The organism is Bacillus sp. MBGLi79, assembly GCF_002953915.1.
Window position 1 is genome coordinate 1,293,392 of record NZ_CP026521.1, and the last position, 17,490, is coordinate 1,310,881.

The following is a 17,490-nucleotide window of genomic DNA, read 5'->3' on the forward strand; positions in this document are numbered from 1 at the left end:
ACACGCACTGCGGTGCGTGTTTTTTACGTTTTTTCTTTCTTTTTCAGGATGATGAGGTAAATCAAATTTCCTCCGACTAAAATCGTAAGAGGCAGTCCGGGGGAGCCGGTTGCCACCAAATTATAAATCAGCCAGATTCCTAAGCATATGCCATAATATAAGTGCATTGCCTTCTCTGGATTGTCGCGCAGCAAAAGAGTCACTCCTTCCCCATCTGCTATAAGTGTATCACGGAAGGATTTTGTTTCCAATTATGCATTGCTGCTGATCGAGCCCTCTTTTCCTTTTTTTTCACCATGGAGATGGTGAAGCAGACGATAAAACGGCGGCAGCAGGGCAATGACAAGGATGACGCGGATGACCTGAACCGCAACGACAAAGGTGGAATCAGCATGTAATGTAACTGACGTCGTCGCCATCTCTGCAATCCCGCCGGGCGCAAATGCCAGAACAGAGGTGATGAGCGAGATTCCTGTCAGTTCGGAAACGATCACGGCGCTCAAAAACATAGCTGCGATTAAACCGACGGACGAGACAAACCCGACGATGATAATGCGGGTGACGCCGGCAAACATGCTTTTGTACATTTTAGAGCCGATCGTTGCCCCGAGAAATACTTGTGATACATGGTTCGCTTGTGACGGCCACCATGCCGTCATGTCGTGCCCTATCACCGCAGCTCCGCCAACGTGTACAATTGCTACACCAAGCATGCTGCCAAGCAGCCATGGAGCCGGAAACTTTAAACATTTCGCCGCTTTACAGGCTCCCCAGGCAGCGAGAATCAGAATGACGGTCCACAAAACGGGAGCGAGCCTAAAATCTGTCGTTGCTGAAGAAAGTCCTGCTGCAGCACTTGTGGAACTGTCTTGTTTTGTATAGATCATGATAACCAAAAACGGAATGGAAAGGACCACGAGCAGTACCCGCATCATTTGCACGAGGCTGACAATGGCGGTGTTGGCGCCGACCTCCTGTGCGATGCTCGGCATAGCGGAAAGCCCGCCGGGAGCTGTGCCGACAAAGCTAGTCATCATATCCGTTTTGCTGAAACGCCAAAGCACATATCCTGACAGCATGGCCAGCAGGATAGACAATATCAGCATAACGCCGACTGAAAACCAATGGTCTTTGAGAACAGAGAGAACGGATAAATTCAGCTTTTGGCCCAATTCGATGCCGAGGATCATCTGCCCGAGGGCGAGCCATCGTCGGTTAATTCCTTTTTGGTCTGGTGCCATCATCAGCCATGCCGGCCGTATCATGGCGAGGCAGCAGGCGACAATCAGCGTTCCGATCATCCATCCAATTGATATTCCGGTTAATGAAAGAATAAACCCCCCGGCTGCACTGATTGCGATAAACCATAGATCTTTGAGGAGATTTTCGTCTTTCTTCAATGTAAACCCTTCTTCCTTTTCGCGTAACACTCCAATTGTTCACGTAGTGAATGTATTTATAACTATAGTATATTTTTGTTGATAAAGAAATTATGAATTATTTTCTATTAGTGATTCACTTTTCTTATGACCTTATGTTCGAGCTTCTCTATTGTGTAAGTCAGGCATAAACCCGCTGCCAGCAGACACACGGCAAGGGCGTAAAATATCACTTCTCCGCCAAACGATGTCAGGATCAGCCCGCCCGCGAGCGGTCCGATTGAGCGGGATATATCCCAATGCAGACCATAGACAGCATAGAACCGGCCAAGCAAATGAGGCGGTGCCAATTTTGAGATGAAGGTCTGGATGTGAGTTAATCCGATGCTTTCGCCAACCGTCATCACCGCTGCCGTCACTAAAAGCATTGTCGGGGATGTTGAGCATGCAAAGCCGGCAGCCGCAAGGGAGTAGCAGATATAAGTAATGAAAAGAATCGTTTTCATTGTAAGCTTTTCAGTCCCTTTGACAAGAGGAACCTGGAAAACAAAGCTGAATAAAGCCTTTGCTGCTGAGTAGATGGTCAGTATGGACAGATAATCAGAAAACATATTTTTGCTGAACAGTCGGTATGTTGTTTCTGTTTGCGCATATAACATGCTGATGGGGAGAGAAAGCAGCAAAAGAAGCAGGACGGGCCTGTATATCGTAAAGCTCGCAGACTTTTCCTGTGTCACCGCTGTGTTTTGCGGCTTTGTCTCAGGAAGTTTCAATGCAGCTGCCAGACAGTAGATGAACAAGGCTGCGGCATCTAAAGCGAATATCCATTCAGGATTTTGTTTGTACAGGAGCATTCCGAGCAGCGGCCCTGCCGTCAGGCCGGCTGAATAGATCGCGTTGATGACCGCAAATACTTCCGAACGTCTGCTTTCTGGCGTGCTTTCGGCGATTTGGGCGCGGGAAGCGGGAATGTATAACGATCTTCCGATGCCATTCACGACATAAAGAATGGCGAAAACATACGCATGCTCAGCAAATACAAACCCTGTCATTGCAGATGATTGCAGAAGCAATGCGATCAAAATCGCTGTACGCCGACCAAGCTGGTCCGTCACCCGTCCGGCAGCGAGCGTCAGGAAAAGATCAGCAAATGGCTGAAGGCTGATGATCAGCATTGGCATCATGACATTGCCGTTTAATTGTTCATGCAGATACAGCACCATAAAAGGTCCCATCATTGCACCTGTCAGGCTTGTCAGCATTTCGCCGAAAAAGCGGAGCCAAACGGGAGCGGTATATCTTGATTTAATAGATTGAAAGCTGGTCAGCATGTGATCGCCGCCTTTCGGTGTTTGATATAGTAGTAGTGTATAGAAGGGGCGGCGGCCCAAAAAGTGAAGAAAAGAAGAGATAAAAGTTCCCCTTTTGTCGGGAGGTGCGGGGATTGAAGCTAATTGAGCACTACGTGGCACTTGTAAAAACAGGACGGGCTGAGTATGGGCAAATGAACGAAATGACGCTCACTGAGATTGCAGACAGTTTATTTTGTACGGAAAGAAATGCAAAGCTCATTTTACATAAGATGGAGAACAACAATTGGATTACCCGGGAAAGCGGGGCGGGGCGCGGCCGCAAATCAAAAATTGCGTTTCTTCGGAGGCCTGAGGAACTGCTTCTTCAAACTGCCAAGGAATATACCATGGCTGGAAAGCTTAAAAAGGCAAAGGAGCTGCTTCAGCAGTATCAGTCCGCGTTTCCGGAGCTTCAAAATGAATATGGTATGTGGTTTTCTGAGGTATTTGGTTTTGTGACAGAGTCCGGCCGGGATGGAGAAAAGGATGTTCTCCGGATGTTCATCTCCCCTGAATCTGTCAGCAGTTTTGATCCATGCCAAATATTTTTGCGGTCTGAGGGTCATTTCGTCAAACAGATATTTGATACGCTTCTCACGTTTGATCCGGATATGCAGGAGCCGAAGCCTCATTTGGTTCATGGATGGGAAGAGGACGGAAAAAAACGGTGGAGATTTTTTCTTCGAAAAGGTGTGTTGTTTCATAATGGGCAGCTGCTGACATCGCGGGACGTTGCGTTTACGTTTCAGCGCTTTTTGGAACTGGCTGACAACCCGTATAAATGGCTGCTGCACGGAGTGAAACAAGTCTTAGAAAAGGGCCCTTATTGTGTGGAGATCATACTTGATAAGCCGAATGAGTTTTTGCCGTATGCTCTTTGTGACGAACGGCTGTCCATATTGTCGGCAGAACAGGGCTGCGGGATCAATGGAACAGGGCCTTTTCGTGTGAATCAGCATCACGGCTGGATGCTTGTGCTTGAAGCCTATGAGCGCTACTTCAAGGGGCGCCCCTATTTGGATCGCGTGGAGTTTGTGTTTTCTGAACAAGCCGGTGAGATGAACGGATTTACCATTCAAGAAAAACAAACATGTCCTGAGCAGCAAACTGTTTTTGATGAGCGGCATGTCCAGTATTTGTCGCTCAATCTGAAAAAGAAGGGGCCTCTTCAGCACCGAAGCTTTAGAAAAGCGCTCCGGCTGTTGATTTCCTCTGAACGGCTCGTTCGTGAAGCGGGAGGGCACCGGAGAATCCCGGTTACGTCGTTTTGGCATCCGAGTTCTTTTGAGTTAGAGGGCGTTACGCCATCTGAATTGTTGAAGAAAAGCGGATACGAGGGCGAAACAATGGTGCTGTATACCTTTTCGGAAACGGATCATCGTGAGGACGCCGAATGGATTCAAAATATGTGCGCCCAACACGGGATCAAGCTTACACTTCGATTCTGTGATGCTGATGATCTGCGACGGCCGGAAGTCGTGCAGATGGCGGATATCATTCATGACAGTGCGACGTTTTATCAAGATACCGAGTTTGGTTTTCTGCATTTGCTGCTGTCGGAGAACAGTTTCTTGTGCCAGCATCTATCTGAAAAGCTGACACAATTCTGCTCGGGAATGATAGAGCGGATGTTTTCCATGCCTGACCGCTGTTCGAGAATGAATATCCTGCGTGACATTGACCGTCAGCTTACACAGGAGCTGAATGCAATTCCGCTATATCAAAATGTGCTACAGGTGACATCAAGTAACAATGTAAAAGGCCTGGTGCTTGATGAAGAGGGATGGATTGATTTGTATTCCGTGTGGCTGTCCAAATAAAAAAGAGGGTTCAATCATTGAACCCTCTCCGTCTTTTAAGACGCCGCCATGCTGCGGCATTGTTCAGCGCAGGCGAAGCAGGCTTTCGCACATGCTTGACAATGATCGTGATCATGCTTTTCGCATTCAGTGCCGCACGCTTCACAAATATCGGCGCAAAGTGCACAAATTTCTTTCAAAAAGGGGCTGTCCGTTTGCATGGCTTTGATTGCCAGGGCGCAAATATCCGCGCATTCCCTGTCAAGCCGGATGCAGCCGCTGAGATCATGGTGCGCGCTTTCTTCCAAACATTTTGTAAAACAATGATTGCAAGCCTCCATACAATCAATGCAAGCCTCAATACAAGCTTCTGAATATTGCTCCATGGTTGATTCCCCCTAAATGCAGTGTATGGTTTTATGTTTCCCGGCTGCATTTGAAAAAAACGGAGGAATGTGTTTTTAGCTGAGGAGATATGTACATATACCCTAAAACGGGTATATCTAACGTTTGGACAGATAGTATAGGAACCAGACAGCGTGATTTTGTTCATCACGTGCGGCGCGCGTGAAGACGCCTTTCGCTTTTAAGTTTGACGTTTCCTCGGCTGCACGCAAGTAAAAGTCGACGGTTTCTTGTTCATCTTTAAAAGCGGCGTCCAGTCCTCTCGTGAAATTGTCCGGGCACTCTTCCGTTTGTTTCGGCATGATGTGCTTGCCGGTAATCGATCCATACAGTGTGGAAAATTCACGAAGGTGGCGGATCTCGTCACGTCTGATTTCTTCAATCTGTTTTCTGACTTCATCGCGCTCGGCTAGTTCGGCAAGCCTGCGGTAGCATTGAATTGCACTGAATTCTCCGTTGATGGCCTTCTGCAAATTCCGAATCAAAACAGGATCTTCCCGGTATGGCACCGGATAGGGATAGTAACTGTAATGCAAGAGGATTCAACTCCATTCCTAGGAATTGGGCTTCTGTAAAAGTATATGTTGGGCAAGGAGAGATGTGCAGGGATAATCAGCTTTTTATATGTGAAAAGGCCGTTTTTACCAATAGATCAGATTGGTCATTTTCGTCAACATTCGATAAAATATATAAAGATAAAAAGAGAGGGGTCTTCTAATTTGGGAGCAGAGTTTTTAGTAGGCAGGTCCGGGAGTGGAAAAACGAAGCTGATCATCAACAGCATTCAGGATGAATTGCGCCGGGCTCCATTCGGGAAGCCGATCATTTTTCTAGTCCCGGATCAAATGACGTTTTTAATGGAATATGAGCTTGCTAAAACGCCAGATATGGGCGGGATGATACGCGCTCAAGTGTTCAGCTTTTCACGATTGGCCTGGCGCGTCCTTCAGCATACGGGAGGAATGAGCAGGCCGTTTCTGACAAGCACCGGCGTACAAATGCTGCTGCGGAAGCTCATTGAGGAGCATAAACAGGAGTTCAAAGTCTATCAAAAAGCGAGTGACAAAAACGGGTTTACCGCACAGGTTGAGCGGATGCTGACAGAGTTTAAGCGGTATTGTCTGGAACCGGAGGATATCCGCCGGATGGCGGAAAGCGGAACGGCTTCCGAATATCGCGGAGAACGTGTGTTATCTGAAAAGCTCCATGACTTATCGATTCTGTATCAGCAAATGGAAAAAAGCCTCGCAGATCAATATCTTCACTCTGAGGATTATTTGACATTGCTGGCAGAGCATATCCCGCTTGCGGAAGATGTAAAAGGCGCGCATATCTATGTGGATGGCTTTTATCAGTTTACACCGCAGGAATTCAGGGTGCTGGAGCAGCTTATGGTTCATGCAGAGCACATCACGTTTTCGCTCACAGCGGACAAGCCGTCATATGAGCGGGAGCCGCATGAACTGGAATTGTTTAGAATGACGGGAAAAACCTATTACCGCCTGCATCAGAAGGCGAAGGAACTGAATTTAGACATTACGTATAAAGAGCTGAGAGGGACTGAGCGGCATACACAGACACCTGAATTGGCCCATCTAGAGGCGCAGTATGAAGCGCGTCCGGCCGTTCCTTACGCAGAAAAACAAGAAGCACTGACTGTAATGCAGGCCGCGAACAGACGAGCTGAGCTGGAAGGTATTGCCCGGGAAATTCACGCCCTCGTCAGAGAGAATGGATATCGCTATAAAGATGTAGCAATTCTTGCGCGCCAGCCGGAAGACTACAAGGATATGGTGAAGGAAGTTTTCGCAGATTACGAGATTCCTTATTTCATTGACGGAAAAGCATCTATGCTGAACCATCCGTTAATCGAATTTATCCGGTCAAGCCTTGATGTTCTGAAAGGGAATTGGCGTTATGAAGCGGTGTTTCGCTGTGTGAAAACCGAACTGCTATTCCCGCTCAATGAACCGAGGGCCAAAGTGAGAGAACAGGTCGATCAGCTCGAAAATTACTGTATCGCTTATGGGATCAAAGGCGACCGCTGGACAAAGGGCGACCGTTTCCAATATAGGCGCTTTGTGTCGCTGGATGATGATTTTGCGCAGACCGATCAGGAAATCGAAATGGAAAACATGTTGAATGACACCCGCGATTGGATTGTTCCGCCGCTTTTTCAGCTTCAAAAACGAATGAAAAAAGCAAAGACGGTACATGAGAAGGCGGAGGCGCTCTATTACTATTTAGAAGAGACGGAGGTGCCGATGAAGCTGGATCAGGAAAGGAAGCGTGCTGAGGAAGACGGCAGAATCATTGAAGCGCAGCAGCATCAGCAGGCGTGGGACGCAGTCATTCAGCTGCTTGAGGAGTTTGTTGAAATGATGGGAGATGATGAGATTTCTCTTGATTTGTTTCAGCAAATGATAGAAGCCGGCGCGGAGTCGCTTACATTTTCGCTTATTCCGCCTGCGCTTGACCAGGTATTTGTCGGCAATATGGATTTGTCCAGAATGTATGGCACATCCTGTACCTTTGTGCTCGGGGCAAACGACGGCGTTCTGCCGGCACGCCCTGATGAAAACGGGGTTCTGTCGGATGATGACCGGGAATGGCTGAAAACGATCGGGGTTGAGCTTTCCTCAGGCGGACGGGAGCGTTTGCTTGATGAGCATTTCCTCATCTACATGGCATTTTCAAGTCCGTCTGACCGGCTTTATGTCTCGTATCCGATTGCAGATGCGGAAGGAAAAACGCTTTTGCCGTCGATTATCGTTAAACGGCTGGAAGAACTGTTTCCGCATCATAAGGAGCGCCTGTTGACAAATGAACCTGAGCAGGTCAGCGATGAGGAACAGCTGAAGTATGTCGTCAATCAAAGCGTGGCACAGTCCTTTACTGCGAGTCAGCTCAGATTATGGACCCGGGAATATGACATCAGCAACGTCTGGTGGAGCACGTACAATGTGCTGATGAGTGAGCCGGACAGGCTGCAATCGAAAAAGCTGTTCTCAAGCCTGTTTTTCCGGAATGAAGTAAAGCAGCTTGAACGCAGTGTGTCAAGACAGCTCTATGGTGAACGCATTCAGGGCAGCGTATCGAGAATGGAAACCTTTAACGCATGTCCGTTTTCCCATTTTGCGTCACACGGGCTGCATCTGAAGGAACGGCAATTTTTCAAGCTTGAAGCGCCGGATATCGGCCAGCTGTTTCATTCCAGCTTAAAGCTGATTTCAGACAGGCTGCGTGAGCAAAAGCTGGATTGGCGAGATTTAACGAAAGAGCAGTGCGAGCTGTTTTCTTATGATGCGGTAGAGCGGCTGGCACCGAAACTGCAAAAGGAAATTTTGCTCAGCTCAAACCGGCATTATTATGTAAAGGAAAAACTGCAAAAAATTGTGACGCGTGTGTCCGGTATTTTAAGCGAGCATGCGAAAGCGAGCGGATTCGTACCGATCGGGCTGGAACTGGGCTTCGGAGGAAAAGGGCCGCTTCCGCCGCTGACCTTTCAACTGAAAAACGGCTGTACGATGGAGCTCGTCGGGCGTATTGACCGTGTGGATAAAGCTGAAAGCTCAAAAGGTCTGCTCCTCAGAATTGTCGATTATAAATCAAGCGATAAAGGGCTTGACTTAGCGGAAGTATATTACGGATTGGCGCTGCAAATGCTGACGTACCTTGATTTATCGATTACACATTCAGCCGACTGGCTCGGAATGAGGGCAACGCCTGCAGGAGTGCTGTATTTCCATATTCATGATCCGATGATTCAATCTAATCTCCCGCTCGGGCTTGACGAGATTGAACAGGAGATTTTTAAGAAATTTAAAATGAAGGGTCTGCTCCTCGGCGATCAGGAAGTGGTTCGCCTTATGGATACAACCCTTCAAGAGGGACGGTCAAATATCATCAACGCCGGCTTGAAAAAAGACGGCTCTCTCAGATCAGACTCGGCAGCAGTCGGGGAAAAGGAATTTGTCCTTTTGACAAAGCATGTGCGCCGTACCTTCCAAGAAGCAGGTGAACAAATTACCGACGGAAGCGTATCCATTGAGCCGTACAAAATGAAGAACAAGACGCCGTGCACATACTGTGCGTTCAAATCAGTGTGCCAATTTGATGAATCACTAGAGGAAAACGAGTATCGCACATTAAAAGCTGAAAAAGACAAGACGATACTTGAGTGGATAAAAAAGGAGGCGGATGGCAATGAACATTCCTAAACCGGCAGACAGCACATGGACAGATGACCAATGGAATGCCATTGTTTCAACCGGCCAGGATATTCTCGTGGCAGCGGCTGCGGGCTCTGGTAAAACCGCTGTGCTCGTTGAACGAATGATTCGGAAAATCACCGCAGAGGAAAACCCAATTGATGTAGACCGCCTTCTCGTTGTGACATTTACAAACGCCTCAGCGGCAGAGATGAAACACCGAATTGCGGATGCCTTGGAAAAAGAGCTTGTACAACGCCCCGGCTCGCTGCATATCAGACGGCAGCTTTCTCTATTGAACCGGGCCAGCATTTCGACGCTTCATTCCTTTTGCCTGCAAGTGCTGAAAAAATATTACTACTTGATCGATCTTGATCCGGGTTTTCGGATAGCTGATCAGACGGAAGGCGAGCTGCTTGGGGATGAAGTGCTTGACGAGCTGTTTGAAGACGAATACGCAAAGGGCGAAAAGGCATTTTTTGAGCTTGTTGACCGCTACACGACAGACCGGCACGATCTGGATCTCCAATTTCTCGTTAAACAAGTGTACGAGTATTCCCGATCCCATCCCAACCCGGAGGCGTGGCTGGAAAGCTTTGTTCATTTGTATGATGTATCAGAAAAGAGCGCCATCGAGGAGCTGCCGTTTTATCAATATGTCAAAGAGGATATTGCAATGGTGCTTAACGGGGCGAAGGAAAAGCTCTTGCGCGCGCTTGAGCTGACGAAAGCGCCGGGCGGCCCGGCGCCGCGTGCTGACAATTTTCTTGATGATCTTGCGCAGATTGATGAACTGATCGAGCATCAGGACGATTTTAGTGAACTATATCGTCGTGTGCCCGCCGTCTCCTTTAAGCGTGCCAAAGCAGTAAAAGGGGATGAGTTCGATCCGGCGCTCCTTGATGAGGCGACAGATTTGAGAAACGGCGCGAAGAAACTGCTTGAAAAGCTCAAAACCGACTACTTTACGAGAAGTCCTGAACAGCACTTGAAAAGCCTAACCGAAATGAAGCCTGTCATTGAAACGCTTGTACAGCTTGTTATCAGCTATGGAAAACGGTTCGAAGCCGCGAAGCAGGAAAAATCAATCATCGATTTTTCTGATTTGGAGCATTACTGTTTAGCGATTTTGACAGCTCAGAATGATAAAGGTGAACGTGAGCCGAGCGAGGCTGCAAGGTTTTATCAGGAACAGTTTCATGAGGTGCTCGTTGACGAATATCAGGATACCAACCTCGTACAGGAATCGATTCTGCAGCTCGTCACAGGCGGGCCGGAGGAGACTGGCAACCTGTTTATGGTAGGAGATGTCAAACAGTCGATTTATCGATTCAGGCTTGCGGAGCCGCTTCTTTTCCTTTCTAAATACAAACGGTTTACAGAGAGCGGGGAAGGCACGGGGCGGAAAATCGACTTGAATAAAAATTTCCGAAGCCGTTCAGATATATTAGACAGCACAAACTTTTTATTTAAACAGCTGATGGGCGGCAAAATCGGTGAGGTCGATTATGACGAGCAGGCTGAGCTGAAGCTTGGTGCGTCGTATCCGGACAATGACGAGACGGAAACGGAGCTGCTGCTGATCGACAACGCAGAAGATACGGATGCAAGCGAGGAAGCGGAAGAGCTTGAAACCGTGCAGTTCGAGGCAAAAGCCATCGCTAAGGAGATTCGCAAGCTGATTTCATCGCCATTTAAGGTGTATGACGGAAAAACGAAAACACATCGCAATATTCAATACCGAGATATTGTGATTTTGCTCCGCTCCATGCCGTGGGCTCCGCAAATCATGGAGGAGCTGAGGGCACAGGGCATACCGGTTTACGCCAATTTAACGTCAGGCTATTTCGAAGCGGTCGAAGTCGCCGTCGCGCTTTCGGTGCTGAAGGTGATCGATAATCCGTATCAGGATATACCGCTTGCCTCTGTGCTGCGTTCACCGATTGTCGGTGCAGATGAAAACGAGCTGTCTTTGATCCGGCTTGAAAATAAAAAAGCGCCGTACTATGAGGCGATGAAAGACTACCTGGCTGCCGGTGACCGGAACGATGAGCTTTATCAAAAGCTGCATACGTTTTACGGACATCTGCAAAAATGGCGCGTCTTTTCGAAAAACCACTCAGTATCTGAGCTGATTTGGGAAGTGTACCGCGACACGAAATACATGGACTATGTCGGCGGGATGCCGGGCGGAAAACAGCGCCAGGCCAATTTGCGTGTTCTGTATGACAGGGCGCGCCAATATGAATCAACGGCATTTCGCGGCTTGTTCCGTTTCCTGCGGTTTATCGAACGCATGCAAGAGCGGGGCGATGATCTTGGTACGGCGAGAGCGCTCAGCGAGCAGGAGGATGTTGTCCGCTTAATGACGATCCACAGCAGCAAAGGGCTCGAATTTCCAGTCGTGTTTGCAGCGGGTCTCGGCCGGAATTTTAACATGATGGATTTAAATAAATCGTACCTGCTGGACAAGGAGCTCGGATTCGGCACGAAGTATATTCATCCGCAATTGCGCATCAGCTACCCGACGCTGCCTCTCATTGCGATGAAGAAAAAAATGCGCAGGGAGCTGCTGTCAGAGGAATTGCGTGTTCTCTATGTTGCATTAACGAGAGCGAAGGAAAAGCTGTTTCTGATTGGCTCGTGCAAGGATCATCAGAAACAGCTCGCAAAATGGCAGGCATCCGCGTCCCAAATTGATTGGCTCCTTTCGGAATTTGACCGCTATCAGGCGAAAACATATTTAGATTTCATCGGACCGGCTCTTGCCAGACATAGAGACTTGGAGGCTTTGGCTGGAAACGGTGCACCAGTACACGCTGATATCTCAGGCCATCCAGCTCGTTTTGCCGTTCAAATGATTCATTCCTATGATTTGCTTGATGATGATGTGGAAGAAAGAATGGAAGAAAAAAGTGAACGTCTGGAAGCGATCCGCCGAGGGGAACCAGTGCCCGGCTCGTTTGCATTTGATGAAAAAGCCCGCGAGCAGCTGAACTGGACCTACCCGCATCAAGAGGTGACACAAATTCGGACAAAGCAGTCGGTTTCTGAGATCAAGAGAAAAAGAGAGTACGAGGATGAATACAGCGGCAGGGCCCCTGTAAAACCGGCTGACGAAAACATTCTGTACAGACGTCCCGCTTTTATGATGAAAAAAGGCCTGACAGCGGCAGAGAAAGGTACTGCCATGCATACGGTGATGCAGCATATCCCGTTGTCACATGTGCCGTCGATAGAAGAAGCTGAGCAGACGGTTCAAAGGCTTTATGAAAAAGAGCTGCTTACTGAAGAACAAAAAGACGCTATTGATATAGAAGAAATCGTGCAATTTTTCCATACAGAAATCGGGGGACAGCTGATCGGTGCGAAATGGAAGGACCGGGAAATACCTTTCAGCTTGGCGCTTCCGGCCAAGGAGATCTATCCTGATGCACAGGAGGCAGATGAGCCGCTTTTAGTGCAGGGTATCATTGACTGTCTCTATGAAACTGAGGACGGATTATATCTATTGGATTATAAGTCGGACCGGATTGAGGGCAAATTCCAGCATGGATTTGAAGGAGCGGCCCCGATCTTGAAGAAACGATATGAAACGCAAATTCAGCTGTACACGAAGGCAGTGGAGCAAATTGCAAAAACAAAGGTAAAGGGATGTGCGCTTTATTTCTTTGACGGAGGGCACATTCTGACATTATAGCGAGATCCATAAGCTCCGGGATTTCAGGCGGAGCGGATCTCGTTTTCTATATAAAAGAGAGGTGAGAGCATTTGCGGATTTTACATACAGCTGATTGGCATCTTGGAAAAACGCTTGAAGGAAGAAGCAGGCTGAGTGAGCAGGCCGATGTGCTGGATGAACTGAATACGATTGTAAAGGATGAGCAGATCGATGCCATTGTAATGGCGGGAGATGCGTTTGACACCGTGAACCCGCCGGCTTTAGCTGAGCAGCTGTTTTATGAAAGCCTGTCTGCGCTCAGTGACAGAGGAAAGCGCCCGATCGTTGTCATTGCCGGAAACCACGATAATCCTGACCGTTTGTCAGCTGCTTCACCGCTGACACATGAAAACGGCATTCATTTAATCGGTTATCCGACAACAGAGCCGATTCATATTGAAGTGCCCTCAGCAGGGGAGCTCTTAGCGGTTGGAGCGTTGGCGTATCCATCAGAAGCGCGGTTGAATGAAGTGCTATCCGATACGTTTGATGAAAAGCTGCTCCGTGATCATTATGACGTGAAAATCAGGCAGGCGTTTGAACATATGACAAGCCGTTTCCGGAACGATGCAGTGAAGATTGCCGCCAGCCATATTTATGTCGCAGGCGGAAACCAAACCGATTCAGAGCGGCCGATTGAAGTCGGTGGTGCATACACGGTGGCTGCTGAAAGCCTGCCTGCGGGTGCCGCTTACGTCGCGCTCGGGCATTTGCATCGCCCGCAAACGATCAAGCGGGCGCGGACGCTTGCGCGTTATTCAGGATCTCCGCTCGCCTACAGCTTTTCTGAAGCAGGCTACGCTAAATCAGTGACGATCGTGGACGCAAAGCCGGGGGAAGACGCCTCTTGGCGTGAGGTATTATTATCAAGCGGCAAGCCCCTTGTGAAGTGGAAAGCGGCAAATGGATTAAGTGAGGTGTACAGCTGGCTGGATGAAGGCAGGGATCAGAATGCTTGGATTGACCTAGAAATCCGTGTCACGGACCAGCTGTCACTTGAAGAGATTCACAGGCTACGGAAGGCGCACCCGGGTTTTATCCATATCAGGCCGGTTTTTGAAGAAAAGAACAAAGACCGGGAACGGATCGAGGTTAAACATGTCTCAATCGAGGACCGCTTTAAGAAATTTTATGAAAAACAAACTGGCGGCGCGGTGCCGGATGAAGAAATGGTGAAGCTGTTTTTAGAGCTTGCATCAGGCGTTGAAGAGGAGGATGCGAAATGAAGCCGATCGCCTTAAGCATTAAGGGGCTCCACAGTTTTAGAGAGGAGCAGACGATAGATTTTGAAGGCCTTTCCGGTGCTGGTGTTTTCGGCATTTTCGGCCCGACAGGAAGCGGTAAATCCTCTATTCTCGACGCAATGACGCTTGCTTTATACGGAAAGGTGGAACGGGCGGCAAATAATACGCACGGAATCTTAAACCACGCCGAAGATACGCTGTCTGTTTCCTTTACCTTTGCGCTTCAGTCGAATCATCAAATCTCATACAAAGTTGAGCGTGTGTTTAAGAGAACGGATGAAATGAAGGTGAAAACGGCACTTTGCCGCTTCATCGAAATCAAGGATGAGCATACGGTGCTGGCTGATAAAGCCAGCGAAGTGAATAAAAGAGTGGAGGAGCTCTTAGGGCTGACGATCGACGATTTTACGAGAGCGGTGGTGCTGCCCCAAGGGAAATTTGCTGAATTTCTGTCTTTAAAAGGGGCAGAGCGCAGGCATATGCTTCAGCGTTTATTTCATTTGGAGCAATATGGAGACAGGCTTGTGAAAAAACTGAGGCGGCAGGCGCAGGAAGCCAATGCGAGAAAAAATGAAATGCTTGCTGAACAGTCCGGTCTTGGTGAGGCGAGTTCAGAGGCAGTTGAGCAAGCGGAAAAGGCTCTCGAACAAGCCGAAACCAGGCTGGAAGCGATGAGGAAGAGCCGTGATCAGGCGAAAGAGCGATTTACGGAGCATCAGGAGATTTGGAATGTCCAAAAGGAACAATCCGCTTATGAAGAAGAGAAAAAACGTCTCGCGGAAGAACAGCCGCATGTAGACATTATGCAAAAACGCCTGCTGGAAGCGGAAACAGCCGCCGCTCTTAAGCCCTATGCGGACCGATACGCAGAAGCGATCCAGCATGAGGCGAAAGCTGAAAAGGAACAAACGCTAGCCCGAAAGGATTTAGAAGACCGGAATGCTTTCTTTCAGCAAAAACATGAAGAGTATGAAGCGTGGCGCCAGCATAAAAGCGAGAAAGAGCCTGAGCTTTTAACTAAGCAGGAACAGCTTTCCCGTTTGCAGGAAATCGAAATGAAACTGAGTGAGGCCAAGCAAGAGGAAGAGCGCAAAAAGGCTGAACTCCGGCAGAAAGAAGAGGCTCTTCAATCTGTCATGAGTGAATTGGAGACCGTAACAGACCGCCTGACACGAGGGCAAAACAGACAGACGGAATTGAAGCAGCAGCTCAAATCCCTGCAGGTGACATCCGATGAGCGAAGAAGCTGCCAGCAGGCCGCAGAAATGGCATTGCACATCAGGCAAACTGAAGAGCAAATCAAAAAAGAGAAAAATCGAAGTGACGAATTGAACCTCGTGCTGCAGAAGATGAATGAAGAGAAGAATACACTTGTTCAAAGGACGGAAGCGGAAGAAAACAACATCATTCAGGCATATGAGGCTGTGCAAACCGTGTACCATTTGGTGTGCGAGGCGGAACACTCATTAACACGTATGACTGAAGAGGCTAGAAAGAATCAACATACGCTTCACTTACAGCGTGAAAAAGCAAGGATGGCACTCCTGACAAAAGAGTTAGCGCAAAAACTGACCGCTGGAAAGCCTTGCCCGGTCTGCGGTTCAACCGATCACGATCCATCCGCGTCAGTACATGAAACGTATGAAGCCGACAGCCATCTTGAAGAGGACATCAAACGGACAGATGTGTTATTGACGGAAGCAGCAGCTCTCAGCCAAGAGATTCTTTCAGCCAAAATTACGCTTGAAGAACAGTCCGCACGCTTTATTGAACAATGTCCGTTTTTGCAGACAATTCAAGCGCAGAACCTTGAAGCGGCGGCTTCCTTCGAGAATCAGCCGGTGTATGAAGCATTTGAAACTGCCAAATTTGAATGGAAACGAATCAAGCAGGACATTCTTTCTGTTAAAACACGCATGGCACAAATGATCGGCGCCTATCAGGAGTCTTTAAAAAAGGCCGAGCAGCTTAATGAAAAAATCGGTTTTGAAAAAAGAGAGGCAGACCGTATTGAAAGCATCATCACCGAGCTTCAAACTTCATTGGACAGCCGTCTGAACATGTTTAAAAAAGCATTTCAGGATCAATCTGTGGACGAAGCAGAAAAATGGCAAAAAGCCATTGAAGAAAAGGACCGGGCTGCAGAAGAATGTGAAAAACGAATTGAGAAGAGTATTGCGTTTCTTGCTGAGCATGAAGCACAAAAGGAAAAACTGCGGGAATCGGGACACCGGCTTGAACGGGAAAAACTGGAGCTTTATTATGCCGCTGAACGCATCAAGAGCGTGATAGCTGATTATGAGAACGAACTCGGAGATTATGCAAAAGGAGATTCCATTCAAGTCAAACTCCGCTCTGTCCAGCAGGATCTAAAGCTGTTAAAGGAAAAAGAACAATCTTTATATGAAGAATTGCAAAGCGCCCAAATGAAGCTCAATCAGGCGAAAAGCCGCGCTTCGGCAAGCGAGCTCACTCTTCAAGAGGCGAAGGGGAGATTGGAAAAGGCAAAAGCTGCTTGGCTTGAGCATGCCCAAAATACCTGCTTTACCCGGACTGAAGAGGTTGAACAAAGTCTCATCCCAGCCGATGAACTTGAAAAGATGAAAACCGGCATAGACCAGTTTATGGATAAACTGAAGCAAAATGCTGCAAACTTAAAACGAGTAGCAGAGATACTTGACGGCAGAGCGATATCAGAGAGCGAATGGAGCGAAACCGTTGCAGCATTACAAAAAGCTGAGGACGCATTTGGCGCTGCTATAGAGGAAAAAGGCGCGGCTGCGAAAGCACTGGCCGTCATTCGCGACCATCATAAACGATTTAAAGAAATTGAAGCGGAACTGAAAAAGTGGCAGACGCATATCGACAGGCTGGACAAGCTGCAAGCTGTGTTTAAAGGCAATACCTTCGTCGAATTTTTAGCTGAGGAGCAGCTTGAAAGCGTTGCGAGGGACGCCTCAGCAAGACTCGGTATGCTGACGAGACAGCGCTATGCCATCGAAGTAGATTCTGAGGGCGGCTTTGTGATGCGGGATAATGCGAACGGAGGCGTAAGACGCCCGGTATCCAGTTTGTCTGGAGGAGAAACCTTCCTCACTTCGCTATCACTTGCTCTTGCGCTGTCTGCCCAGATCCAGCTTCGCGGAGAATACCCGCTCCAGTTCTTTTTCTTAGATGAAGGATTCGGCACACTGGATCAAGATCTGCTTGATACGGTTGTAACGGCCTTGGAAAAACTTCAGTCAGACAATCTGGCTGTCGGTGTCATCAGCCATGTGCAGGAACTGCGTGCCCGGCTTCCGAAAAAACTGATCGTCCATCCGGCTGAACCGAGCGGCCGTGGTACACGGGTATCACTTGAGTTGATGTAAAGGGGGAG

10 protein-coding genes are annotated in these 17,490 nt (G+C 48.3%); 5 read left to right on the forward strand and 5 right to left on the reverse strand.

Annotated features, from left to right (window positions below; genetic code table 11):
* Positions 1-23: 23 nt before the first annotated feature.
* The 3 genes from C1T29_RS06480 to C1T29_RS06490 form a co-directional block, all read right to left on the reverse strand.
* Positions 24-251, reverse strand: a complete 228-nt coding sequence (locus C1T29_RS06480) for a hypothetical protein (protein WP_095432677.1) — start codon at positions 249-251, stop codon at positions 24-26.
* Positions 252-1,400, reverse strand: coding sequence for an AbrB family transcriptional regulator (locus C1T29_RS06485; RefSeq protein ID WP_095432676.1), 1,149 nt, complete (start codon positions 1,398-1,400; stop codon positions 252-254). It lies immediately after the preceding gene.
* Between the two features lie 107 nt (positions 1,401-1,507).
* On the reverse strand, positions 1,508-2,710 hold the full coding sequence (locus C1T29_RS06490) for an MDR family MFS transporter (protein WP_103748940.1): 1,203 nt from the start codon (positions 2,708-2,710) through the stop codon (positions 1,508-1,510).
* Between the two features lie 113 nt (positions 2,711-2,823).
* On the opposite strand from C1T29_RS06490, the gene C1T29_RS06495 reads away from it, so the two are divergent.
* Entirely contained in the window at positions 2,824-4,551 is a 1,728-nt protein-coding gene (locus C1T29_RS06495) for an SgrR family transcriptional regulator (RefSeq protein WP_103748939.1), read from the forward strand.
* A 35-nt stretch (positions 4,552-4,586) separates the two neighbouring features.
* Here the strand turns inward: C1T29_RS06495 and C1T29_RS06500 are convergent, their stop codons facing one another.
* Positions 4,587-4,916 carry a four-helix bundle copper-binding protein gene (locus tag C1T29_RS06500; protein WP_014663456.1) on the reverse strand — a complete coding sequence of 110 codons (330 nt, stop codon included), beginning with the start codon at positions 4,914-4,916 and terminating at the stop codon, positions 4,587-4,589.
* 117 nt (positions 4,917-5,033) lie between these two features.
* The gene (locus C1T29_RS06505; RefSeq protein WP_103748938.1) at positions 5,034-5,471 is read right to left on the reverse strand and encodes a ferritin family protein; all 438 of its coding nucleotides are present in this window, start codon (positions 5,469-5,471) and stop codon (positions 5,034-5,036) included.
* Between the two features lie 183 nt (positions 5,472-5,654).
* On the opposite strand from C1T29_RS06505, the gene addB reads away from it, so the two are divergent.
* From addB to sbcC, 4 genes are all read left to right on the forward strand, one after another.
* On the forward strand, positions 5,655-9,155 hold the full coding sequence (gene addB / locus C1T29_RS06510) for a helicase-exonuclease AddAB subunit AddB (protein ID WP_103748937.1): 3,501 nt from the start codon (positions 5,655-5,657) through the stop codon (positions 9,153-9,155).
* Positions 9,142-12,846: a helicase-exonuclease AddAB subunit AddA gene (addA, locus tag C1T29_RS06515; RefSeq protein ID WP_103748936.1), complete on the forward strand. Its 3,705-nt coding sequence runs from the start codon at positions 9,142-9,144 to the stop codon at positions 12,844-12,846. The genes addB and addA overlap by 14 nt, the downstream gene beginning before the upstream one ends.
* Before the next feature lie 71 nt (positions 12,847-12,917).
* Positions 12,918-14,093: an exonuclease subunit SbcD gene (gene sbcD, locus C1T29_RS06520; protein WP_103748935.1), complete on the forward strand. Its 1,176-nt coding sequence runs from the start codon at positions 12,918-12,920 to the stop codon at positions 14,091-14,093.
* On the forward strand, positions 14,090-17,482 hold the full coding sequence (gene sbcC / locus C1T29_RS06525; protein WP_103748934.1) for an exonuclease subunit SbcC: 3,393 nt from the start codon (positions 14,090-14,092) through the stop codon (positions 17,480-17,482). The genes sbcD and sbcC overlap by 4 nt, the downstream gene beginning before the upstream one ends.
* The last annotated feature ends 8 nt before the right edge of the window (positions 17,483-17,490 follow it).